Source organism: Gammaproteobacteria bacterium, from assembly GCA_015709695.1.
Classification (GTDB): domain Bacteria; phylum Pseudomonadota; class Gammaproteobacteria; order Steroidobacterales.
Genome location: CP054183.1, coordinates 1,490,065 through 1,507,669 on the forward strand (window position 1 = coordinate 1,490,065; position 17,605 = coordinate 1,507,669).

General features: G+C 71.2%; 19 protein-coding genes and 1 tRNA gene. 10 read left to right on the plus strand and 10 right to left on the minus strand.

Annotation, left to right across the window (positions count from 1 at the left end):
• Nucleotides 1-2 precede the first annotated feature (2 nt).
• The 6 genes from pilV to HRU81_07100 are packed head-to-tail and all read left to right on the plus strand — an operon-like array spanning nucleotide 3 to nucleotide 5,994.
• On the plus strand, nucleotides 3-461 hold the full coding sequence (gene pilV / locus HRU81_07075; GenBank protein QOJ31870.1) for a type IV pilus modification protein PilV: 459 nt from the start codon (nucleotides 3-5) through the stop codon (nucleotides 459-461).
• Nucleotides 458-1,426 carry a PilW family protein gene (locus tag HRU81_07080; GenBank protein ID QOJ31871.1) on the plus strand — a complete coding sequence of 323 codons (969 nt, stop codon included), beginning with the start codon at nucleotides 458-460 and terminating at the stop codon, nucleotides 1,424-1,426. Before pilV ends, HRU81_07080 begins: the two co-directional genes overlap by 4 nt.
• Entirely contained in the window at nucleotides 1,426-1,911 is a 486-nt protein-coding gene (locus HRU81_07085; GenBank protein QOJ31872.1) for a hypothetical protein, read from the plus strand. The genes HRU81_07080 and HRU81_07085 overlap by 1 nt, the downstream gene beginning before the upstream one ends.
• Entirely contained in the window at nucleotides 1,908-2,267 is a 360-nt protein-coding gene (locus HRU81_07090; protein ID QOJ31873.1) for a hypothetical protein, read from the plus strand. Before HRU81_07085 ends, HRU81_07090 begins: the two co-directional genes overlap by 4 nt.
• The gene (locus tag HRU81_07095; GenBank protein QOJ31874.1) at nucleotides 2,264-5,533 is read left to right on the plus strand and encodes a hypothetical protein; all 3,270 of its coding nucleotides are present in this window, start codon (nucleotides 2,264-2,266) and stop codon (nucleotides 5,531-5,533) included. Before HRU81_07090 ends, HRU81_07095 begins: the two co-directional genes overlap by 4 nt.
• On the plus strand, nucleotides 5,530-5,994 hold the full coding sequence (locus tag HRU81_07100) for a prepilin-type N-terminal cleavage/methylation domain-containing protein (protein QOJ31875.1): 465 nt from the start codon (nucleotides 5,530-5,532) through the stop codon (nucleotides 5,992-5,994). Before HRU81_07095 ends, HRU81_07100 begins: the two co-directional genes overlap by 4 nt.
• Here HRU81_07100 and HRU81_07105 read toward each other — a convergent pair.
• From HRU81_07105 to murJ, 4 genes are read right to left on the minus strand one after another with little or no spacing between them, the layout of a single operon-like run.
• Entirely contained in the window at nucleotides 5,991-6,482 is a 492-nt protein-coding gene (locus HRU81_07105) for a lipoprotein signal peptidase (protein ID QOJ31876.1), read from the minus strand. The two genes, HRU81_07100 and HRU81_07105, sit on opposite strands and share 4 nt — an antisense overlap.
• Complete coding sequence (gene ileS, locus HRU81_07110) at nucleotides 6,482-9,301, minus strand: isoleucine--tRNA ligase (GenBank protein QOJ31877.1); 2,820 nt, start codon at nucleotides 9,299-9,301, stop codon at nucleotides 6,482-6,484. Before ileS ends, HRU81_07105 begins: the two co-directional genes overlap by 1 nt.
• Nucleotides 9,302-9,317: 16 nt before the next feature.
• Nucleotides 9,318-10,250: a bifunctional riboflavin kinase/FAD synthetase gene (locus HRU81_07115; protein ID QOJ31878.1), complete on the minus strand. Its 933-nt coding sequence runs from the start codon at nucleotides 10,248-10,250 to the stop codon at nucleotides 9,318-9,320.
• Nucleotides 10,251-10,276: 26 nt separating this feature from the next.
• Nucleotides 10,277-11,896 (minus strand): murein biosynthesis integral membrane protein MurJ, encoded by a 1,620-nt coding sequence (gene murJ / locus HRU81_07120; protein QOJ31879.1) that lies wholly within the window; start codon nucleotides 11,894-11,896, stop codon nucleotides 10,277-10,279.
• A gap of 104 nt (nucleotides 11,897-12,000) precedes the next feature.
• Here murJ and rpsT point away from each other — a divergent pair, with 104 nt between their 5' ends.
• The gene (gene rpsT / locus HRU81_07125; protein QOJ31880.1) at nucleotides 12,001-12,279 is read left to right on the plus strand and encodes a 30S ribosomal protein S20; all 279 of its coding nucleotides are present in this window, start codon (nucleotides 12,001-12,003) and stop codon (nucleotides 12,277-12,279) included.
• Here the strand turns inward: rpsT and obgE are convergent.
• The 4 genes from obgE to HRU81_07145 form a co-directional block, all read right to left on the minus strand.
• Entirely contained in the window at nucleotides 12,276-13,325 is a 1,050-nt protein-coding gene (obgE, locus tag HRU81_07130; protein ID QOJ31881.1) for a GTPase ObgE, read from the minus strand. The genes rpsT and obgE overlap by 4 nt on opposite strands.
• 69 nt (nucleotides 13,326-13,394) lie before the next feature.
• Complete coding sequence (rpmA, locus tag HRU81_07135; protein ID QOJ31882.1) at nucleotides 13,395-13,658, minus strand: 50S ribosomal protein L27; 264 nt, start codon at nucleotides 13,656-13,658, stop codon at nucleotides 13,395-13,397.
• Nucleotides 13,659-13,664: 6 nt separating this feature from the next.
• Nucleotides 13,665-14,009: a 50S ribosomal protein L21 gene (rplU, locus tag HRU81_07140; protein ID QOJ31883.1), complete on the minus strand. Its 345-nt coding sequence runs from the start codon at nucleotides 14,007-14,009 to the stop codon at nucleotides 13,665-13,667.
• A gap of 75 nt (nucleotides 14,010-14,084) precedes the next feature.
• A complete protein-coding gene (locus HRU81_07145) occupies nucleotides 14,085-14,909 on the minus strand; it encodes a S1/P1 nuclease (protein QOJ31884.1) in 825 nt (274 codons plus the stop codon).
• 21 nt (nucleotides 14,910-14,930) lie between these two features.
• Here HRU81_07145 and ispB point away from each other — a divergent pair, with 21 nt between their 5' ends.
• Complete coding sequence (gene ispB / locus HRU81_07150) at nucleotides 14,931-15,929, plus strand: octaprenyl diphosphate synthase (GenBank protein QOJ31885.1); 999 nt, start codon at nucleotides 14,931-14,933, stop codon at nucleotides 15,927-15,929.
• A gap of 115 nt (nucleotides 15,930-16,044) precedes the next feature.
• Nucleotides 16,045-16,121: transfer RNA gene (locus HRU81_07155), tRNA-Pro, on the plus strand.
• Between the two features lie 126 nt (nucleotides 16,122-16,247).
• On the opposite strand, the gene HRU81_07160 is transcribed toward HRU81_07155, so the two are convergent.
• Together HRU81_07160 and HRU81_07165 are read right to left on the minus strand one after the other, a co-directional pair.
• A complete protein-coding gene (locus HRU81_07160) occupies nucleotides 16,248-16,556 on the minus strand; it encodes a HigA family addiction module antidote protein (protein ID QOJ31886.1) in 309 nt (102 codons plus the stop codon).
• Nucleotides 16,557-16,566: 10 nt separating this feature from the next.
• Nucleotides 16,567-16,845: a type II toxin-antitoxin system RelE/ParE family toxin gene (locus HRU81_07165; protein QOJ33330.1), complete on the minus strand. Its 279-nt coding sequence runs from the start codon at nucleotides 16,843-16,845 to the stop codon at nucleotides 16,567-16,569.
• A gap of 89 nt (nucleotides 16,846-16,934) precedes the next feature.
• Here HRU81_07165 and HRU81_07170 point away from each other — a divergent pair, with 89 nt between their 5' ends.
• Complete coding sequence (locus HRU81_07170; GenBank protein QOJ31887.1) at nucleotides 16,935-17,594, plus strand: DTW domain-containing protein; 660 nt, start codon at nucleotides 16,935-16,937, stop codon at nucleotides 17,592-17,594.
• Nucleotides 17,595-17,605 lie beyond the last annotated feature (11 nt).

The following is a 17,605-nucleotide window of genomic DNA, read 5'->3' on the forward strand; positions in this document are numbered from 1 at the left end:
CCATGGCCGGGCGGCGCCCCCGCCGTCGCAGCCGCGGCTTCAGCCTGGTCGAGGTGCTGGTTGCGCTGGTGGTCATGGCGGTGGGCATGCTCGGCATCGCCGGCCTCTACATCGAGGGACTGCGCGCCGGGCGCACCTCGGTCTACCGTGGGGCGGCGGTCACGCTGGCCGGCGACATGGCCGACCGCATCCGCGCCAACCCGGGCGGCAGCTATGCCGGCAGCGGACCGGGCGCCGACCGCGGCTGCGTCAACGGCGGTGGCGATTGCAGCGCGGACGATCTCGCCGCGGACGACTGGTTTCGCTGGCTGGGCGACCTGCACCGGCGGCTGCCGGCGGGCGCCACCGCGGTGATCGAGGAGCAGGCCGGCGCCCCGGTGCGCCAGGTCGCCATCACGCTGTCCTGGCCCGAGGCGGGGCAGGAGGCACCGGTCACCTACTCGCTGGCGCTGCAGCTATGAGCAGCCGGCATCACGACCGCGGCATGACGCTGATCGAGCTGATGGTGGCGATGGCCATCGGCCTGTTCCTCACCTGGGGCGCGTTCGAGGTGTACCTGCAGAGCAAGGGCAACTACAAGGCCGCCGAGGTGGCGACCCGCCTGCAGGAGAACGCGCGCTTCGCGCTGGAGACCATCGAGCCGGACCTGCGCCTCGCCGGGTTCTGGGGCCCGAGCACCAACACCGCCTTCGCGCCCGACGCCACCGGCATCGCCGTGAGCTGCGGCGGCAACGATGCGCGCGCCTGGGTGCTGGCGCTCGATCGCCCCATCAGCGCCAGCGACGACGGCTACGACATCCCCGGCTGCGGGCCGCATGGCACGGCCCGCGCCGGCAGCGACGTGCTGGTCATCCGCCATGCAGGGGAAATGCTCGCCAGCCCCGACCCCGGGCAGCCGCAGGTGGCCAGCAACCTGGCGATGGCCCGGGTGTTCGACGACGGCGTCGTGCCCGCCGACATCCTCGCCGGCGGCGGCGAAACCCGCGACCTGCAGGTGCACGCCTACTACGTCGACAACAGCTCGAGCTTCGACGCCGGCGTCCCCTCGCTGCGGCGGCTCACCCTGGTCAAGGGCGGGATCATCGAGGACCAGGAGATGATCACCGGCGTCGAGAACCTGCAGCTGCAGTTCGGCCTGGACACCAATGGCGATGGCAGCGTGGAGCGCTACGTGGACCCGGACAGCCCGGCGGTGACGCCCGGTGCCGTCGGTTACCTGGAGGATGCGCGCATCGTCGCCGTCCGTCTCTGGATGCTGGTGCGCTCCGAGGAGTCCCCGGGCCCCGCCTTCAGCGATGCGCGCAGCTACCAGCCGCTGGACCTCGATGCTCCCCTCATCACCCCGGGCGATGCCGACTACCCGGCGCAGTTCCAGCGCATCGAGGTGACGAAGACCGTCCTGTTGCGCAACGTGGGGGCCCGCTGATGCGGCCCGCGACAGCACATGCTCACGCATCGCAGCGGGGAGCCGCCCTGATCGTCGGCCTGGTGATGCTGATGGTGCTGACGGTGCTCGCCATCTCCGCCATGCGCACCGCGACGCTGGATCTCGTCATGGCCGGCAACGCCCAGTTCCGCGAGAACGCCTTCCAGCTCGCCGACTCCGGCATTGCCGCCACCCTGCGCCGCGTGGAGGCCAGCGCCATCGATCTCGACGCCGTGCCGCCCTGCCCGGCCAGCCCCCGCCCGTGGAGCGCCGCAGCCCTGCCCTGGGAGGCCCCGGTGGCAGTGCCGGCACTCAAGGGGCGCTACGAAGTGCGGCTGTGCGCCGCCGGCAGGACGCATGACGCGGTCGGCTCGAGCGTCGGCTTCACGCAGCTGCACTACCGCATCGAGTCCCGCGGCCGCACCGACCAGCGCAATGCCGAAGCCATCCACGCCCAGGGCTTCTACCGGGAGTACGAAGAATGACGCCGTGGACCACGCGCGTGCTGCCCCTGCTGCTGGCGCTGGCCGCCGCCGGCAGCGCGCAGGCCAGCCTGAAGGCCATCGAACAGGCCTACGAACTCGACCCCGCCGAGGTCAGCCTGCCCGCCGCGACCGGCGGCAGCCTGGCGCTGCGCCGCTGCGCGGGTTGCGCGGCCGAGCTGCTGCGCGTGGACGCGCACACGCAGTTCCAGGTGCTGCCGGGAGCCGGCAACGTCAGCCTCGATGTCCTGCGCCGCGAGGCCGGGCGGGTCGCCAGCCGGCCGCGCACCTCGATCTTCGTCTACTTCGATCCGCGTTCCGGCATCGTGCGGCGGATCGTGCTGGATGCCACGCAATGAGCAAGCCTGCCCGGATCCGCCGCGCCGCGAGCGCCCTCCTCGCCGCTGCCACGCTGTGGCTGCCGGCAGGCGTCCTGCACGCCGACGACACCGAGCTGTACATCGGCCAGGCCGCAGGCAATCCCGCCGCCGGCAACGCCAACATCCTCTTCATCCTCGACAATTCGGGCAGCATGAGCTCCGCGGTGCAGACCCAGGCCGAATGGGACCCTGACCAGCAGTTCACCGGCTGCTATCGCAGCGATTCGCTCTACCTCGGCACCAGCGGCGCACCGCCGCCCTGCAACGGCGCGGTCGAGGTGCTCAAGTCGGCCAACCACTGCGCGGCCGCGCAACCCGCACTGCGCAGCCGCGGCCAGTACAGCGACCAGCTGCTCGGCTGGGATGGCAATGCCCGGCTCTGGCAGCCGCTCGATGCCGGCGGCGCCAATACCTACCTGGAGTGCCATGCCGACCGCGGGATCGACGGCTCCGGCGGCGCCGGCAATCCCTACGCCGCCAACGGCGCGGCCGGGCCCTGGGCCGCCGATGCGGCCAGCGAACCCGGCTGGACGGCCCAGGCCACGGTCTTCGACGGCAACTGGCTCAACTGGCGGAACAATCCGCCGACCGTGACCCGCACCCGCCTGCAGATCGTCAAGCAGGTGGTCAAGGAGGTGCTCGACAACCTCCAGGACGTCAACGTCGGCCTGATGCAGTTCAACTTCAGCGAGGGCGGCACCGTCAGCCAGGCCATGGCGGACATCGGCACCTCGCGCCAGGCGATGAAGGACGCGGTGGACGCGCTGACTGCCTCGACGCGCACGCCGCTCTCGGAAACGCTCTACGAGGCGACCAACTACCTGCGCGGCGGTCCCGTCGACTACGGCAATGTCGGCCCGCTGCGCAGCGTGGCCGCCTCGCGCCTCAACGGCAGCGCATCGGCCACCAGCTATCTCTCGCCCGTCACGGCGGAGTGCCAGAAGAACTTCATCATCCTGCTCACCGATGGCGAGCCCTCCAACGACGACAATGGCACGCTCGCCAAGGTCGCCGGCCTGCCCGGCTTCACTGCCCTGCTCGGCGGCTGCGACGGCTCCGGCGACGGTGCCTGCCTCGACGACCTGGCCGAGTATCTGTACCGCGCGGATGCCGCCCCCTCGATCCCCGGCATGCAGAACGTGGTCACCTATACCATCGGCTTCGAACTCGACGTGCCGCTGCTGGAGTCCGCGGCACGCCGCGGTGGCGGCCGCTACTACGTCGCCGACGACACCGGCAGCCTCGCCACCGCGCTGTCCGCGGTGATCTCCGGCATCGCCGAGCGCTCGGCGACCTTCGTCGCGCCGGCGATCCCGGTGAACGCCTTCAACCGCGCCGCCAGCGAGCGCGACGTCTATGTCTCGGTGTTCAAACCCACCGGCAACGAGCACTGGCCCGGCAACCTGAAGAAGTACCGCTTCGCCGGCAACAACCTCGTCGACCAGGACGGCCAGCCGGCCGTGGACGCGGCGACCGGCTTCTTCCGTCCCGGTACGCGCAGCGTCTGGTCGACGGCGGCGGATGGCGACCGCGTCGTGGAAGGCGGCGCCGCCAGCCGCCTGCCCGCACCGGCCGCGCGCCGCGTCTTCACGGATATCAGCGGCGCCGATCTCGCCGCCGCCGCCAACCGCGTCGAGGTGGGCAACAGCGCCCTCACCGCCGCCCTGCTCGGCGTGGCCCCGGGCCAGCGCGACGGGCTCATCGCCTGGATCCGTGGCGCCGATGCCGCCGATCTCGACGGCGACGGCGACCGCGCGGAAGCGCGCCTGCAGATGGGTGACCCGCTGCATGTGCGCCCGGTCACCGTCACCTACGGCACGGGTTCCGCCACACCGGGCACGGTGGTCTACCTCGCCACCAACGACGGCTTCCTCCACGCCGTGGATGCCGCCACCGGCATCGAGCGCTGGGCCTACCTGCCCGGGCGGCAGCTGGCACGGCAGAACGCGCTGCTGCTCGATCCGCTCACCCCGGTGCGCCACTACGGGCTCGACGGCGAGCTGCGCTTCCACCTGCGCAACGACGACGGGCAGCCCGGTATCGGCGCCGGCGAGCAGGCCATCCTCGTCTTCGGCATGGGACGCGGCGGCACCGCGGTGTTCGCCCTCGACGTGACCAATCCCGACGCCCCGGCCCTGCTCTGGCAGATCGACCGCCAGAGCGCGGGCTTCGGTGCCCTCGGCCAGACCTGGGCGGCACCCGAGGTGGCGAAGATCACCATCGGCACCACGACGCACGAAGCGGTGATCCTGTCCGGCGGCTACGACGACGCCCAGGACAACCGCGGCTATCGCGAGGACCAGGTCGGCAATGCGCTGTACTTCATCGACCTGCTGAGCGGCGAACGGCTGTGGAGCGCCGGCGCCTCCGGCCAGGGCCATGATCTCGTCCTGCCCGCCATGCGCAACTCGATCCCGGCCGCACCCCGGGTCATCGACCTGAGCGGGGACGGCCTTGCCGACCGTCTCTATGTCGGCGACATGGGCGGCCAGCTCTGGCGCTTCGACATCCGCAATGGCCAGGACCGCGCGAGCCTGGTGAGCGCGGGCGTGCTCGCCTCGCTCGGCGCCGCGGACCTCGCCAGTCCGGACGCGGCCGACGTGCGCCGCTTCCATGCCACGCCGGACGTGGTGCTGGTGGACTGCATCCGCGGCAACTTCCTCGCCATCAACCTCGGCTCGGGCTACCGCGGCCATCCGCTGGACACGGACGCCGCCGACCAGTTCTTCTCGGTGCGCGACCCGAACGTCTACCTGGCCCTCGACACCGCGAGCTACGGGGAGCCCATCCGCATCGGCGACCTCATGGACATCACCGACGACCCGGATGCCGAGGTGCCGGTCGATGCCGCCGGCTGGCGGCTGCGGCTCGAGCAGGAGCCGGGCGAGAAGGTGCTCACCCCGGCGGTGACCTTCGACAACACCCTGTTCTTCACCTCGTTCGCGCCCGGCGCGGGCGTCAGCGCCTGCGCCGGCGGCCTCGGCATCAACCGCGCGTACCAGGTCGGCATCTGCAACGGCCGCCCGCTCACCAACCTCGACGGCAGCAGCGAGGACGGGCCGCTCGCCATCGAGGACCGCTTCCGCACCCTGAGCCAGACCGGCATCGCGCCCGGCTCCATCTTCCTGTTCCCCGGCAACGGCATCGGCAAGCCCACGCGCTGCGTCGGCCTGAGCTGCTTCCCGCCCGCTTCCGGGTCCGGCGCGGCGTCCCGCAGCTACTGGTCGCAGGAGCGGGCACGGTGAGGCGTGGCCGGCGCGCCGCGCACGGGTTCTCCCTGATCGAGCTGCTGGTCACGCTGGCGATCATGGCCATCGTCACCTCGCTCGCCGTCGGCGGCTACCGGCAGTACCTGCGCCGCGCCAATCGCGTGGATGCGACCTCGGCCCTGCTCCGGCTGGCTGCCGCCCAGGAGAAGTTCTACGTGCAGAACGGCCAGTATGCCGACGCCGGCGCCATGGCGGCGGCCCCACCGCTGGGGCTCGGCATCGCCGGCACCGAGCGCGGCTACTACGTGCTCGACATCCGCATCGACGAGGACGGCGCCGCGGTCGGCTATACCGCCACCGCCACGGTGGCGGCCGCCGGCCCGCAGGCCGACGACAGCGAATGCTGGATCCTCAGCATCAACGAGCGTGGCCTGCGCGGCGCCGAGGCGCAGGATGGCGATGCCGGTGCGGCCGTCACCGACCGCTGCTGGCGCTAGCTGCCGCGGCGGCGGTCGAGCACCAGCCCGTCGAACAGCACCAGCACCACGCCGCAGGTGATGGCCGAGTCCGCGAGATTGAAGGCCGGGTAGGACCAGTCGCGGTAGTACAGCAGGATGAAATCCACGACGTAGCCATGCAGCAGCCGGTCGATCAGGTTGCCGATGGCACCACCGAGCAGCAGTGACAGGCCCAGCGCCAGCAGGCTGTGCCCCCGGGGCGGCAGGCGCGTCAGCCACCAGAACACCCCCAGGCTCACCACCGCCGCCACGCCGCTGAACAGCCAGTTCTGCCAGCCCGAGGCGCCGGCGAGGAAGCTGAAGGCGGCCCCCGGGTTGTGCAGCCGCACGAGGTCGAAGAACGGCAGCACCGGCACCCGCTCGTAGAGCCCGAGTGCCCCGGTCACCTGCATCTTGGTGATCTGGTCCGCGGCGATCACCGCCAGCGAGACCAGCAGCCAGCCGCCCCAGGAGATACGTTCCGCCATCAGGCAAATACCCGGTGCTCGCCCGGGTCCTCCAGGTTGCCGGCGCAGCGCCCGCAGAGCTGCGGATGTGCGGCCAGCGTGCCGACCTCGGGGCGACGGTGCCAGCAGCGCACGCACTTGGCGTCGCCGGTGGCAGACACGGCCACGGCGAACCCCTCGCCCTCGAGCGCCGCGGCGGGCCGCCCGGCGGCCGGGTGGATGCTGGCCGCGGAAGTGATGAAGACGAAGCGCAGCTCCGGGCCCAGCAGGCGCAGGTTCTCGGCGAGCGCGCCGTCGGCATAGACTTCCACGCGGGCATCGAGCCCCGAGCCGATCTGCCCGGCGACACGCAGCGCCTCCAGGGCGCGCGCCACGGTCTCGCGCACCCGCAGCACCGCCGGCCAGTCGACGCGGCAGGCCGTAACCTGCGGCAGCTCGTGCCAGGTGCTGGTGAACACCGTGATGTCGCGCTGCCCCGGCAGCGCCTTCCAGATCTCCTCCGCCGTGAAGCTCAGCACCGGCGCCAGCCAGCGCACCATGGCCTCGGCGATGTGGTACATGGCCGTCTGCGCCGAGCGGCGCGCGACGCTGCGCCGCGGGGTCGTGTAGAGCCGGTCCTTGATGATGTCGAGATAGAAGGCGCCGAGGTCCACCACGCAGAAGTTGTGCAGCAGCTGGTAGACGCGGTGGAACTCGAAGGCGCCGTAGGCGGCGACGATCTCCCGCTGCAGCTCGGCCGCGCGCGCCAGCGCCTGGCGGTCGAGGTCCACCAGCGCGTCCCCGGCCACCTGGTCGCTGGCCGGGTCGAAGCCATGGAGGTTGCCGAGCAGGAAGCGCGCGGTGTTGCGCATGCGCCGGTAGGACTCGGAGATGCGCTTGAGGATCTCCGCCGAGCCGCTCATCTCGGCGCGGTAGTCGGTGGCGGCGACCCAGAGCCGCAGCACGTCGGCGCCCAGCGTATCGCAGACCTTCTGCGGCTCGATGCCGTTGCCCAGCGACTTCGACATCTTGCGGCCCTTCTCGTCCACGGTGAACCCGTGGGTGAGGACGCCGCGGTAGGGCGCCACGCCATGCATGGCGACCGAGGTCAGCAGCGAGCTCTGGAACCAGCCGCGGTGCTGGTCGGAACCCTCGAGGTAGAGATCCGCCGGGAAGCCCACCTCGGGACGGGCCCGGGACAGGCAATGGTGCACCATGCCGGAGTCCATCCACACGTCCATGGTGTCGGCGATCTTCTCGTAGTCGGTGGCCGCATCGCCCAGCAGCTCGCGCGGCTCGAGCTCGAACCAGGCCTCGATGCCGCGCGCATCCATGCGCCGTGCCACGTCCTCGAGCAGCGCCGGCGTCTGCGGGTGCAGCTCACCGCTGCCGCGATGGACGAACAGCGGGATCGGCACGCCCCAGGCCCGCTGGCGCGAGACGCACCAGTCCGGGCGCCCGGCCACCATGTTCTCGATGCGCTGGCGGCCCCAGTCGGGCAGCCATTGCACCGTGGCGATGGCGGCCAGCGCCTGGCCGCGCAGCCCGTTCTGGTCGAGGCTGATGAACCACTGTGGCGTGGCGCGGAAGATCAGCGGCGACTTGTGGCGCCAGCAATGCGGATAGCTGTGCGTGACCTTCGCGGCGCACAGCAGCCGGCCGCTGTCGGCCAGCAGCGCGAGGATGGCGTCGTTGGCCTTGTAGATGTGCTGCCCGGCGAAGAGTCCGGTGCCGGGCAGGTAGACGCCGGAGCCGTCCACGGGATTCTCCAGCGGCAGGCCGTGGGCGACGCCGGCGGCGAAATCCTCCAGGCCATGCCCCGGGGCGGTGTGCACGGCACCGGTGCCGGCCTCCAGCGTGACATGGTCGCCGGCGATGACCGGCACCTGGCGCGGATAGAAAGGATGCTGCAGGCGCAGGCCCGGCAGCAGCGCGCCCGGGAATCGCGCCAGGCTGCGGCTGTCCGCGGCGCCGTAGCGTCGCAGGGCCGCCTCGGCCAGGTCCGCGGCGAGGATCAGCCGCTCGGTCTGCCCGCCGATGGTGGCCTCCACCAGCAGGTACTCGAGTTCAGGCCCCACTGCCACGGCCTGGTTGGCCGGCAGCGTCCACGGCGTCGTCGTCCAGATGGGCAGGCTCACCGCCACCGCAGCGGCCGGAACCGCGATGCCGGCCGCCTGCAGGCGTGCCCGCAGGGCTTCGGGCTCCGGCAGCGCGAAGCGCACGTCGATGGCGCTGGAGGTCTTGTCCTGGTACTCGACCTCGGCCTCCGCCAGGGCCGAGCCGCAGTCCAGGCACCAGTGGACCGGCTTGTAGCCACGCTGCACGTGGCCCTTCTCCATGATGCGGGCGAAGCCGCGCACCTGGTTGGCCTCGAAAGCCGGGTCCAGCGTCAGGTAGGGCCGGTCCCAGTCGCCCAGCACGCCGAGGCGGCGGAAATCGCGCCGCTGGCTGTCCACCTGGGCGCGGGCGTACTGGCGGCAGGCCTCGCGGAACCGCGCCGCGTCGAGCTTGCTGCCGACCTTGCCATGCTTCTTCTCCACCTCGAGCTCGATGGGCAGGCCATGGCAGTCCCAGCCCGGGATGTAGGGCGCATCGAAGCCGGACAGGGTCTTCGACTTGACCACCATGTCCTTCAGCACCTTGTTGACGGCATGGCCGAGGTGGATCTGGCCGTTGGCGTACGGCGGGCCATCGACCAGCAGGAACACCGGCCGGCCGGCAGCCGCGCGGCGGATGCGGCCGTAGATGTCGTCGGCCTCCCACTGCGCCAGCATGCCGGGTTCGCGCTGCGCGAGGCCGGCCTTCATGGGGAAGTCCGTCTCCGGCAGGTTCAGGGTCGCCTTGTAGTCTTGCTCGCTCACGCGCTCGCGCTCTCCATCAGGCTGCCGCCAGTATGCGCCGGGCGGCCTCGGCGTCCCGGTGCATCTGCTGCTGCAGGGTGGGCAGGTCGGGAAACTTCAGCTCGTCGCGCAGGCGGGCGACGAACTGCACTTCTATGTAGCGCCCGTAGATGTCACGGTCGAAGTCGAACACGTGCACCTCGAGCAGCGGCTCGATGCCGTCGATGGTGGGACGCGTGCCGACGCTGGCCACGCCGGGCAACAGCCCCTCGCCCAGGCCGGCGACGCGCACCGCGAAGATGCCCGCCAGCGCGCTCTGCCGGCGGCAGAGATTGAGGTTGGCGGTGGGCATGCCGAGCTCGCGCCCCAGCCGCCGCCCCGGCACCACCCGGCCGGTCATGGCGTAGTGGCGGCCGAGCAGCCGGCGCGCCTCGTCCATGTCGCCGCTGGCCAGCGCCTCGCGCACCGCGGTGCTCGACACGCGGGTGCCGTCGATGACCACGCTGCCCACCTGCTCCACGCCGAAGCCCAGGCGCCCGCCCGCGGCCTCGAGGTCCGCCAGCGTACCAGCCCGCCCGCGGGCGAAGCGGAAATCGTCGCCCACCACCAGGTGCCGCACGCGCAGCGTGCGCGCCAGCAGGCGCTCGATGAACTCCCCGGGCCCCAGCGCTTCCATGCGCGCATCGAACGGCGGACAGAACATCCAGTCGAGCCCCAGACCCGCCAGCAGCGCCGCCTTCTCCCGCAGCCGCGTCAGCCGCGCCGGCGGCCGCCCGGGGCTGAAGTACTCCCGCGGCGTCGGCTCGAAGGTGAAGGCCAGCGCCGCCAGCCCGCGGCGGCGCGCCTCGGCAACCACCCGCGCCAGGATGCGCTGGTGGCCGAGGTGCACGCCGTCGAAGGCGCCGATGGTCGCCACGCAGCCGGGCGACAGCAGGCTGGCCTCCTCGGCGGGGCGGCGGATCAGTCTCATGGGAATGGCGGCTCGGAAAAGCCGGATTATACGGTCGGGCCCGGTGATTTCATCCGCAGCTCGCCGGGGCGCAGGCCCACCGCGAGCAGCGTGGCGAAGTAGGCCAGCACCGCCACGACGATGACGCCGGCCAGCCACAGGCCGCGCACCCAGACAGCCGCTTCGAGCCAGCGCGGCAGCGGCGGCGTGATGGTGACCAGCAGCATGGCCATGACGCCGCAGGCGACCGCCACCCGCAGCAGGAAGCGCGGCAGGCCCGTGGCCGGCGGCAGCACGCCATCGCGGCGCAGGCCGCGCCAGAGCAGGCCCGCGTTGAGGAACCCGGCGAGCGAGGTGGACAGCGCCAGGCCCGCATGCGGCGCCGGCATCCCGGCCAGCGCCCAAGGCACCACCACCGCGATGTTGAAGGCCATGTTGCAGCCGAGGGAGATCAGCCCGACACGCACCGGGGTGCGGGTGTCCTGGCGGGCGAAGTAGCCCGGCGCCAGCACCTTGACCAGTGTCAGTGCCACCAGGCCGCCACCGTAGGCCATGAGGCTGAGGCTGGCCATGCGCACGTCGGCGACGGTGAATTCACCGCCGAAGAAAATGGTGCCGAGCATCGGTCCGGCGAGGACCACCAGCCCGACCGAGGCGGGTGCCGAGATGAGGATGACCACGCGGACGGCCCACTCCAGGGTGGCGGTGAACTGGCCGCGCGAGGCGCTTGCGTGCTGGCGCGACAGGTTGGGCAGGATCACCGTGGCCAGCGCGATGCCGAAGATGCCCAGCGGGAACTCCATCAGGCGGTCGGAGTAGTACAGCCAGCTGATGCTGCCGGTCACCAGGAACGAGGCAATGAGCGAATCGAGCAGGATGCTCACCTGCGCCACCGAGGAGCCGAACACCGCCGGCACCATCAGCTTCATGATCCGGCGCACGCCCTCGTGCGACCAGCCCCAGCGCGGCCGCGGCACCATGCCGATGCGCCGCAGGAAGGGGAACATGAAACCCAGCTGCACCAGGCCCGCGGCGAACACGCCCGCGGCCAGCGCCATGCCGGGGCGCGCGTAGTAGGGCGCCACGAAGGCCGCGAAGCCGATCATCACCAGGTTGAGCAGCACCGGGGAGAATGCCGGCACGCCGAAGCGGTGATAAGTATTGAGGATGCCGCCGGCCAGTGCCGACAGCGAGATGAAGAACAGGTACGGGAACGTCAGCCGCAGCATGTCCACGGTCAGCTCGAATCGCCCGGCCTCGGCCGATGCCGCGGCGAAACCCGGCGCGAACAGCAGCACCAGCAGCGGCGCAGCGACGATGCCGACGGCGGTGAACACCAGCAGCGCCGCGCCCAGCGTGCCCGTGACCCGGTCCACCAGCTCGCGGATCTCCTCGCGGCTGCGGTTCTGGTCGTAGTCGGCGAAAACCGGGACGAAGGCCTGCGAGAACGCGCCCTCGGCGGACCAGCGGCGGAAGATGTTGGGAATCTTGAACGCCACGAAGAAGGCGTCCATCAGGTAGCCGGCGCCGAAGTAGCGGGCGTAGACCATGTCGCGCACCAGGCCCAGCAGCCGTGACAGCAGCGTCATGGCGCCGACGGTGGTCGTGGACTTCAGCAGGTGACGCCCGGAGACGTGGGTGGATGGCTGCGGTGACTGGCCAGGCATCGGCCGGGGAGTCTACCAGCGTATTGACAAGGGTGGGCCAAACCCAAAGAATACGCGCCCTTGCCGGCGCCCACGCCCGGCGTCCGACGAGTCAGGTCAGCCCCTTGGCGAACATCAAGTCAGCAGCGAAGAAGGCGCGCCAGGCGGAAAAGCACCGCCAGCGCAACGTCGCCCTGCGCACCCGCATGCGCAGCGCCATCAAGAAGGCCGTCAAGGCTACCGGGGCCGGTGATGCCGCCGCTGCCACGACCGCCTGCCAGGCCGCGGTTCCGGCCATCGACACCATGGTCAGCAAGGGCCTCGTCCACCGCAACAAGGCCGCCCGCCACAAGAGCCGCCTGAACAAGGCGCTCAAGGCCCTCAAGGCGTCCAAGGCCGGCTAGCCTGGCGCTGCCTCGCCCTCTTCCTCCGGGGGCCGCAGGATTTCCTCCAGCCGCGTCATCACCTCGCCGGTAAGCCGCGCGGTACCCTCCCCCGACAACGCGCTGATGCGATGCACAGGGCCGGTCCAGCCCAGGGCGGCCACCACCTCGGCCTCGCGCCGCTGCGCTTCGGCGGGCTCGAGCAGGTCCGTCTTGGTCAGCACCAGCCAGCGCTCCTTGGCGGCCAGCCCGGGATTGAAGCGCTCGAGCTCACGCACGATCTCCAGCGCATCATCCGCCGGCAGCGTGGTTCCCGGGGGTGGCGCCAGATCCACCAGGTGCAGCAGCAGGCGGGTGCGCTGCAGGTGCTTGAGGAAGCGCGTGCCCAGCCCGGCGCCCTCGGCCGCGCCACCGATCAGCCCCGGGATGTCCGCCATGACGAAGCTGCGCAGCGCGCCGACATAGACGACCCCGAGGTTGGGGTACAGGGTGGTGAAGGGATAATCGGCCACCTTGGGTCGCGCCGCCGATACCGCGCGGATCAGCGTGGACTTGCCCGCATTGGGCTTGCCGAGCAGGCCGACGTCGGCCAGCAGCGTCAGTTCCAGCCGCAGGGCCCGCGCCTCGCCGGCGGTGCCCGGGGTCGAGCGTCGCGGCGCCCGGTTCACGCTGCTCTTGAAGCGCGTGTTGCCCTTGCCTCCGTGGCCACCCGCGGCCACCAGCAGGCGCTGGCCGTCGGTCGTCAGGTCGCCGAGCAGCTCGCCGGTCTCGTCCTCGATCACCCGGGTGCCGGGCGGCACCGGCACCTCGAGGTCACCGCCGCTGCGGCCGCTGCAGTTGGCTCCGGAACCCGGCTCGCCATGGGTGGCGCGGTAGCGACGGTTGACGCGGAAGTCCGCCAGCGTGTTGATGCCGCCGCGGGCCACCAGCCAGACGCTGCCGCCGTCGCCGCCATCGCCGCCGTCGGGCCCGCCCCAGGGGATGTTCTTTTCGCGACGGAAGCTGACGCAGCCAGCACCGCCATTGCCGGCCTGCACGCGAACCGTGGCTTCATCGACGAACTTCATGCTGGCCTGGATCCAGAAACGACGAACCCCGCCGCAGCGGGGTTCGCGCAGTAGCCGGCGCGGGCTGCCTCAGCCCTGCTGGGGAACGATGCTGACGAACAGGCGGTTCTTCGGGCCCTTGCGCTGGAAGGCCACGGTGCCGGCGGCCTTGGCGAACAGCGTGTGGTCACGGCCCATGCCGACGTTCGCACCGGCATGGTAGCGGGTGCCACGCTGCCGGATGATGATGTTGCCCGCCACCACGTCCTCGCCGCCGAAGAGCTTGACGCCCAGGCGCTTGGACTCCGAATCGCGGCCGTTGCGGGTGCTGCCGCCTGCCTTTTTATGTGCCATCTGGCCTTACTCCGCCGCGGCGCCGTCGCCCTGCTTCGGCCCGCCGGTGATGCCGGTGATCTCCACCAGCGTGAAAGACTGCCGGTGCGTACCCATGCGCTTGTACGTGGTCCGGCGCTTGAACTTGATGACGCTCACCTTGTCGGTGCGGCCCTGGGCCAGGACCTTGGCCTTGACCTTGCCGCCCGCCACCTTCGGCTTGCCGACCTTGAGGTTGCGGCCTTCGCCGATCATCAGCACGTCGGTGAACTCGACGCTGTCGCCCTCGGCAGCCGGCAGCTTTTCCACCTGGAGCTGGTCACCCGGGCTCGCGCGGTACTGCTTGCCACCCGTCACAAATACGGCGTACATCCTGAACTTCTCCGCAGGTCCGGCCCGGAAGGAACCGGAAAAGAGCCGGCATTCTAATGATTCGGCCCTGCCGGTTCAACGGCTTGGATGGGCCGCCGCCGCCCCTGGGCAACCCAGCTGGTTGAGCTGCCCGGCGAGGCGCACCCCGGCCTCGGCCAGCCGCAGGCTGACGAGGTTGCGGGCAGTGGCCACGTACTGCGGATCCAGTCGCAGGCGCCCCCCGCCGGAAGGCAGCGCGTACACCCGCGGCCGCAGCGCGAGCGACTCGCGCGCCCAGTCCTGCGGCCCGCTGGCCTGCCAGGCGGCTTCCTGGCCGCTGGCGAGGGCGCCGATCGAGGCGGCGAGGCCCGCGAGATCGAGGCCCTGCGCGTGGAGCAGCGCACTGGCATCCCAGAACTCGTGCAGGGACAGCTCGCGCCTGCCCCAGCGGACCGGGATGTCGTTGCCGCCGCGGTCGACCCCGAGGCCGACATGCAGCGGCTGGTGCAGGTCGGCGGTGAAATGCACGAAGAAGCGCAGCGCCTCGGCACGGCGCGCCCGCGGCAGGCGCGTGTCGGCGAGGTCGCGCCTGGCGCTGGCCAGCGCCTTGAGCACGTTGCCGCCGGGGCGCGCCATGGCCCGCTCCAGCGACTCGCCATCGGCAACGTTGATGAAATGCCAGTCCCCGGTGTGGCGCCAGACCGGGTCATCGCGGATGCTGTCCGCCCATACGCCGGCGTTGGCAAGCGAATTGCCGTCGAGGAGCGGGGCGATCCAGGCGCGGGCGCCGGCGCAGAGCCGCGCCTCGGCGATCTCGCCGACCACGCGATGGCCCTCGGCGCCGAAGCCGTGGGCAGCATCGGCCCACGGCAGCCCGGCAAGGACCAGTAAGAGAAAGCCGAATTTTACAGGGCACTGCATCCGGCGCATTATTGCCCCCCGATGCAGCTCGTCCAAGCCAAGCCGGCCCGGTTCGACCTCGACAGTGTGCGCCAGCTGGTCGGCGAGGACTGGAACGCGGTCAACCGCGAGATCCAGGCGCAGCTCAGCAGCGACGTGGCGCTGGTCAACAGCGTGGCCCACTACATCATCGGCAGCGGCGGCAAGCGCCTGCGTCCGCTGCTGGTGCTGCTCGCCGCGCGTGCCTGCGGCTACAGCGGGCAGCAGCATGTGCTCTGCGCGGCGATCATCGAGTTCATCCACACGGCCACCCTGCTCCACGACGACGTGGTGGACAAGTCCGACCTGCGCCGCGGCCAGGAAACCGCCAACAGCGTGTTCGGCAACCAGGCGAGCGTGCTGGTCGGTGATTTCCTCTACTCGCGCGCCTTCCAGATGATGGTGCAGGTGGGGCAGATGCGCATCATGGATGTGCTGGCCAACGCCACCAACACCATCGCCGAGGGCGAGGTCATGCAGCTGATGAACTGCCGTGACCCGGAGACCACCGAGGCCCGCTACCTGCAGGTGATCTACCGCAAGACCGGCAAGCTGTTCGAGGCCGGCATGCAGATCGGCGCCATCCTCGCCGGCCAGACCCTCGCCGTCGAGGAAACGCTGGTGGAGTACGGCAAGCAGGTCGGCCTCGCCTTCCAGCTGGTCGACGACGCCCTCGACTACCAGGCCGATGCCAGCGAGCTCGGCAAGAACATCGGCACCGACCTCGCCGAGGGCAAGCCGACCCTGCCGCTGATCTACGCCCTGCAGCGTGGCTCGGCGCGCGAGCAGCTCGCCATCCGCCGCGCCATCGAGCACGGCGGCATCGAGGACCTGGCGATGATCCTCGAGGCCATCCAGACCACCGGCGCGCTCGCCTACACCTTCACCCGAGCGCGGGAAGCCTCGCGCCAGGCGGTGGCCGCGCTGGCCCGCGTGCCCGGCTCGCCCTTCAAGGACGCCCTGGTGCAACTCGCCGACTTCGCCGTCGAGCGCCGCTACTGAGGCGTTCCCCGGGGCCGCCGGACACTGGACGTGCCCACGCCGTTCCCGCAAAATGCCCCGCCTTGCCGGCGGCTCGCCGGCCCGGTGCGCCTTCCCGCCGCGCACCGCCGGATTTCGGGGTGTAGCTCAGCTTGGTAGAGCGCTTGCTTCGGGAGCAAGAGGTCGCAGGTTCGAATCCTGTCACCCCGACCAACAACAGGCACTGGCCAGGTTTCGACGTCCCGGCCGCGGCCGGCTGGCCCGGGGGCCACCGCGTCCTGCCCGCCACGTCTGCCGTGCAGCCGGCGACAGCAGGGTGCGGAAGGCGTAGATCAGGAGTCAGACCGCTTCCCCGGCGCCAGCGGCCGGCAGGCGACGAATCCTTGGCCGGCGGTTCTTCTGCGCCTGCCAGAGATCGAAAGCGGCCTGCATCGCAAGCCATGATTCCGCCGAGCCGCCAAGCGCAGCAGCCAGGCGGATCGCCAGTTCCGCACTCACCGCCGCACGACCGTTGACCACGCGCGAGAGTGCGACCCGCGAGACACCCAGGCGCCGGGCGAATGCCGTCACGGTCAGGCCGCCAGCCTCGCGCAGCACCGTATCCTGCAGCACCTCGCCGGGATGCGGCGGGTTGTGCATTCGCGTCATGTGCCAGTCCTCAGTGGCAATCCTGATAGTCGACGATCTCGGCATCCATGCCGACGAAACAAAATGTCAGCCGCCAGTTCTCGTCCACCCAAACGGCCCAATGACCGGCGAGCGTGCCCTTCAGCGAGTGCAGCCGCCAGCCTGGCAGGTTCATGTCCTCGGGGCCGCCGGCGGCGTCGAGCCGGCCAAGCTGGAGACGCAGTCGCGCAGCGTGCTTCGGTTGAATTCCGGCCTTCGATCCGGTCTCGAAGAACCGTTGCAGGCCGCGGTGGCGGAAACTGCGAATCACGCAGCATCGTATCGCGTAGCGATACAGGTTGGCAAGGCAGCAACCGTGCCATCGGTCACGGACCTGCGCCACCCGGCTAGAATGCACGGGTGCGCCCCGCGACCGACAACCCGGACACCTGCCCCCGCTGTGCCAAGCCACCGGCGCTCTGCATCTGCGACCGCGTGGAGCCGGTGGATACCCGCCTGCGGGTGGTCATCCTCCAGCACCCGCGGGAGGACGATGCGCTGCTGGGTACCGCAAGGCTGGTCGCGCTGACGCTGCCCGGCGCCGGGATCCGCGTCGGCCTGTCCTGGCCGTCGCTGGCCGGGGCGCTCGGCGAGCCTGCGGCGGACGCCGATCGCTGGGCAGTGCTGGCGGTGACCAAGGTCTCCGAGGCCGCGCTCGCCACGGCCCGGCGCGAGCAGGTGGCGCTGGTGGACCGCCGCGGCGCCCTGCTCGACCGGCGCCGGCACGGGCTCGAGGGCATCCTGGTACTGGATGGCAGCTGGAGCCAGGCGAAGACCCTGTGGTGGCGCAACCCCTGGCTGCTGAAGCTGCCGCGCCTGGTGCTGGTGCCGCGCGAGCCGTCGATGTACGGCAAGCTGCGGCGCGAGCCGCGGCGCGAGTGGGTGTCGACGCTGGAGGCCATCGCCGACGTGCTGCCGGCGCTCGGCGAGCCGGAGGCGGCCCGCGACAGCCTGCGGCGCCTGCTGCGGACGCTGCTGCAACGCGCGCGCGACGCCCGGCGGGGCGAGGCGGCGGGTTGACTTAAGTTCCG